This is a genomic window from Phenylobacterium sp. CCH9-H3 (assembly GCF_001557235.1).
Lineage (GTDB): Bacteria > Pseudomonadota > Alphaproteobacteria > Caulobacterales > Caulobacteraceae > Phenylobacterium.
The window spans coordinates 1-4,670 of record NZ_LSJI01000086.1; the positions used below are offsets into that span (position 1 = coordinate 1).

3 protein-coding genes and 1 pseudogene are annotated in these 4,670 nt (G+C 68.1%); all 4 read right to left on the reverse strand.

Going from position 1 to position 4,670, the window contains the following annotated elements; translation table 11 throughout:
• Positions 1 to 207: 207 nt before the first annotated feature.
• The gene (locus AX721_RS07940) at positions 208 to 2,997 is read right to left on the reverse strand and encodes a hypothetical protein (protein WP_068875480.1); all 2,790 of its coding nucleotides are present in this window, start codon (positions 2,995 to 2,997) and stop codon (positions 208 to 210) included.
• A 143-nt stretch (positions 2,998 to 3,140) separates the two neighbouring features.
• The gene (locus AX721_RS07945; RefSeq protein WP_068875481.1) at positions 3,141 to 3,977 is read right to left on the reverse strand and encodes a flagellin; all 837 of its coding nucleotides are present in this window, start codon (positions 3,975 to 3,977) and stop codon (positions 3,141 to 3,143) included.
• 183 nt (positions 3,978 to 4,160) lie between these two features.
• Positions 4,161 to 4,442 (reverse strand): flagellar protein FlaG, encoded by a 282-nt coding sequence (locus tag AX721_RS07950; protein ID WP_068875482.1) that lies wholly within the window; start codon positions 4,440 to 4,442, stop codon positions 4,161 to 4,163.
• A gap of 121 nt (positions 4,443 to 4,563) precedes the next feature.
• Positions 4,564 to 4,670 (reverse strand): annotated as a pseudogene (locus tag AX721_RS27275) (flagellin); the annotation flags it as partial.

The window sequence follows — 4,670 nt, forward strand, 5'->3', positions numbered from 1 at the left end:
GCCTCGGCGCGCTCGTCGCAGGTGGCGCGATCGCCGGACACCAGCGCCCAGGCGATCACGCCACCTGCGACGAGCGCGCCGAGGCCGCCGAGTACGACGAAGGGCGGACCGCGGCGGGGCGGCTTCGGGTCGGATGGCTGGTCGGGGGCCGGAGGCGTCGTCTCCATGACGTCTCGCTAGCCCCCCAGCGGCCCGGGTTCAAGCCGTCTAGCCGCCCAAGCGGGCGAGCGCGGCCTGATAGTTGGCGAGCTGGTTCTTCAGATAGGCCGGCACCTCGCCGGTGGCGGCGGCCGCAGCGGCGGCGGCGGCGGCCTGCTGACTCTGCGGCGTCGCCTGCGCGACCAGGTCCTTGTAGGCCTTGCGCACGACGCCCATGGCGTTGGCAATGTCGGCGGCCGAGTGGGCGATCTCCAGGGCCGTGTCCAGCTTGAGGTCGGCCTCAAGGCCGAGCCCGAAGATCTGGCCCTTGCCGTCGGCGGGCACCGAGGCGCCCTTGTCGCTGATCACGGTGTTGCGGACGATGCCCTCGGGGATGCCCAGGAACTCAAGCGCGTCCTTGTTCACCTTGCCCGCGCCGAATTCGATCACCGTCCGATTGTTGAGCGGTGTCACCGTCAGCTTCCGCACACCACCCGAGGTGGTGACCGCGACCTTGGCCTGGAAGCCGGTGGCGCGCTTGATCTTGGTCGCCAGGGTGTTGAGCGTGTCATCGGCGTCGATGGTGACCGTCTGAGCCCGCCCCGTGCCGGAGCGCACGGTGAACTGCTCGCCAGCGCGCAGGCTGCTCGCCGCGGTGATCTTCTGCGAATCCGTGAAGTCGAGCGTGCCTTTGGGCAGGCCCAGGCGGTCCAGCGAACTGGCGCCGGTGGCGTCGACCGCCAGCGAACCGGGCGTCGCGTAGCCTTCCTTGCCGGTGAAGCGCCGCGACCAGTCCGCATTGCCGGTCGCGATATCGATGCGGGCGAGGAAGCCGTCCTTCTTGCCCACGGGGGGCTGGCCCGGCAGATCGGTTCCGGCCGAGCCCGCGACATAGACCTGGCCGTTCGAAACCGAGAGCGCCGTGGCGCGGTCGTCCCCGGCGCCGCCGTAGTAGGCGAGCGTGCCGCCGGCGCTGAGGTCCTTCGGAATCCGCGCGGCGAAGGCGTCGACGCCGCCCGAGAGCGCCTTCGTCGTGCTGCCGACGGCCAGCGCCCCGTTCGAGGTGGAGCCGGCGATCACCACATCGCCGCCGTCCAGCGACAGCCCAACGATGTCCCCGCCCTGCAGGTCGCCCAGGTCGCGGGTCGACGTCAGCACCGGCGTTCCGGACGAGATGTCGAAGCGGCGCAGCACTGCGCGCCCGTCCTCGACGCTGGCGGTGATCAGGTTCGTGCCGTCCAGGACCATGCCGGCGGGACGGTCGGCGCCGGCGGAGCCGAAGCTCTGAGTGAAGGTCGCCGGCACCTTGCCCTTGGTGATGGGGTCGGTGGACGGGGGGCCGAAGCCCTCGATGTAGCTGTCCCAGTCGCCAAGGCTCGTGGCGCCCGGCAACGCGGACTTCGAGCGGCCGGCCACATAGACCATGTTGTTGTCGCCGAAAACGATCTGGCTCGCTTCGTCGGCCAGCCGCGCGCCGCGCCGCTGGGTCCACATTTCCTCGCCCTCGGCGTTGAACACCGTCACGAAGCTGTCGGTCTGGTCGGCGAAGGCGCCGCTCGGGCCCGAGTTCATCGCGCCTTCCTGGGCGCCGTTCAGGCCACCGACCACGGAGCCTGCGATCGCCACGCGACCATCGGCGGCCACCGCAAGGCCCAGGCCCGAAGCCTTATCCGAGGCGCCGAGCGTGCGGGTGTAGAGCAGATTGCCGGCCGAATCGTACTTGAGCAGGGCGACGTCCTGCTCGCCCTTGATCTCCTGGCCGCCGGTCTTTTTGGTCACGTCGGCCAGCAAGTAGACTGATCCGTCGGGCCCGACCTTGGTGGCGCGGACGGCCGCGATCTCGGGGCTCAGCGTCTTGGCGAAGGCCCGTCCGTCCACCCAGTTGGCGTCGTTCTGGCCCGCCACCGGCGCATCGACCGTGGTTGTCGCCGTCTGGAACTTCAGCAGCTGCTGGCTGATCACGCCGTCGTTGGTGTCGACCTTGCCGTCGGGGTTGGGATCGCCGATCGCCTGGGTCATGTAGACCGCCGGCTCGGTCGCCGCCGCGCTGAAGGTCACGGTCTCGCCGCCCGGCTTGATCTTGAAGGCCCACTGGTCCGGTCCGGGACCCAGCTTGATCGTCTGGCCGCCCGCCTGGATCGTGCGCTCGGCGCCCGGCAGGCGCTGGGTGGCGAAGCGCGTATCGACGCCCGCGGCCTCCAGCTTGCCGTTGATGAAGTTGACCACATTGGCCATCGAGCGGGTGCCGACGACGTCGTTGAGATCGATCTCGATGTTGGACGTTACGCCGGAGCGCTTGACCGCGATGGAGAATTTCACGTTACCGGCGAACTGCGGCACGGCGTCGGCGCTGGTGCCGGCGAAGATCGGCGTGGTGACGTATTCCTGCTTGTTGGCCTGCACCGGGACAGTGGTCTTGGCGGAGGTGGCCACCTCGCCCGAGGTCAGCCGGACCTTGTCGAGATCGGCGGCCTTCGAATAGGCCATCACCTCGCTCAGTCCCTTGGCGAAGGTGCTCTGGATCCGGGACTTCTCGGCGCTGCTCAGGCCCTTCTTCTGGATCTGCTCCACGAGGCCATTCAACACCGACAGGCCCTGATAGAGCGCGAAGAGCTTGCGATAGTCCTGGCTGGCGCCGGCGAGGTCGAGCTGGGCGGCGCTCTCGTTGATGAATTTGCGGCCCGCGAGCACACCCTTGACGGCGGCGCTGGCCTCGGCCGCCGTGGTTTCCTGAGTCCAGGGAGCCGTCGGCGCCACGCGCTTGTTGGAGCTCGAACCGCTGGCCAGCGACGAACCGCCAACACCGGCGCGGGTGTTGTAGATGCCGAGCAGCAGATTCGTGTCGATCGGTGTGACCATGGCGCTCTTCGGCGGCTAGCTAGTCCGCCACGTGCAACCTTGCGGCAAGGATCGTTTACGGCTTGCTAAGGACCACAAGAAAAGGAGCCCGGGCGGCCGGCGCCCAGGCTCTCTCTTACGCCCCAAAGGAAACTTGAGCTGGCTTATCCGCCGCGGAAGAGCTGCAGCACGATCTGCGGCGCCTGGTTGGCGATCGACAGGGCCTGCGCGCCGAGCTGCTGCTGGACCTGAAGGCCCTGCAGGCGCGCGCTTTCCTTCGCGAGGTCGGCGTCGACCAGGTTGCCCACGCCGGCCTCGAGCACGTCGGTCAGCTTCGAGACGAAACCCAGGTGAGCCTCGATCTGCTTGCCCTGCGAACCCAGGTTGCCCAGCGCCTGGTTCACCTGGGTGATCGAGGTGTTGAGGCTGCCGAGGATCGCGGTCGCGTTGGTGACCGTCGAGATCGACGCGCCGGCCGCGATGGTGATGATCGCGCCGCCCAGCGACATGTTCTGGGTGGACAGCGTGATCCGCTGCGTCGCCTCGGCGTTGGCCAGGAACTGGATGTTCGCCCCGACCGAGCCGTCCAGGAGGTTGGCGCCGTCGAACGAGGCGTTCGAGGTGACTTGTTGGATCTGGCGCAGGAGCGATTTGAAGTCCGAATCGAGCGCCGTGCGCGAGGCCGCATCCAGCGACGTGTCCATCGCCGCCACCACCTTGGACTTCAGGTCCACGAGCAGATCCGAGATCGTCTCGCCGGCGGTCATCGTCACTTCGGCGATCGACTGGGCGCGATCGAGGCTCATCCGCACGGCGCCCAAGGCGCCGATATCCGCCCGCTGGCCCTGGGCGATGGCCCAGACCGCCGCGTTGTCCTTCGCGTTGGCGATCTTCAGGCCGGTGTTCACCCGGTTCTGGACGTTGGCCAACTCATCGTTGGTCCGGTTCAGGTTCTGCAGCGCGGTCAGCGCGGACTTGTTCGTGTTGACGCTGATCGTCATGACGCTCTCCTAGCGGCGGGACGCCCTCGGCTGCGACTCGCATCCAGGACGTGGCTTCAAGCTAGGAAGCGCTGGTTCCAATATGGTTAACAACATTAACGACGTTCGCCGCCGCCAGGCCTGCCTGGGGCGGTCGGGACAATTTGTCCTAGGTGCGCGCGGGGGCGACGCGCCCTTTAAGGATCAGGCCTTGGTTCGGATGACGGTCCCGGCCGCGTACTGGCCGGCATCCTTGAGCTTCAGGACCTCGGCCCTGGGCAGCTGCTGGATGACCTCTCCGGTGAGCCGGTTGATCGTCTTGTAGACGAACGAGCCGCTGGCTTGATCCACTTCTATGACCAGTCGCATCTCGACCGGATCCGGGCCCTTGGCGACCGGCGGCTCGCTCTTGGCGGGCGGCGCGGTCTGAAGCTGGGGCCTTCCGGACTCGGGCGCGGGCGCGACGGCCGCGAGCTTTCTGTCCATTTCTCCCTTCGCTGAACGTGCGTGCAGCGCTCCAGATCAGGGCGAACGGCGGGCAAGGTCTCCCCTGCCCGCCGACGCGATTGACGGCCCGCGGAGCCCGGGGGCTCCGCGGCGCCTGGCCTTAACGGAAGAGGCCGAGCAGGATCGAGGACGACTGGTTCGCGATCGAGAGGGCCTGGACGCCCAGCTGCTGCTTCGTCTGCAGAGCCTGGAGCTTGGCGCTTTCCT

Bases quoted from the DNA above. Each gene is read 5' to 3' on its own strand.
- AX721_RS07945 (WP_068875481.1), bottom strand. From the start codon at position 3,977: ATGACGATCAGCGTCAACACGAACAAGTCCGCGCTGACCGCGCTGCAG.
- AX721_RS07940 (WP_068875480.1), bottom strand. From the start codon at position 2,997: ATGGTCACACCGATCGACACGAATCTGCTGCTCGGCATCTACAACACC.
- AX721_RS07950 (WP_068875482.1), bottom strand. From the start codon at position 4,442: ATGGACAGAAAGCTCGCGGCCGTCGCGCCCGCGCCCGAGTCCGGAAGG.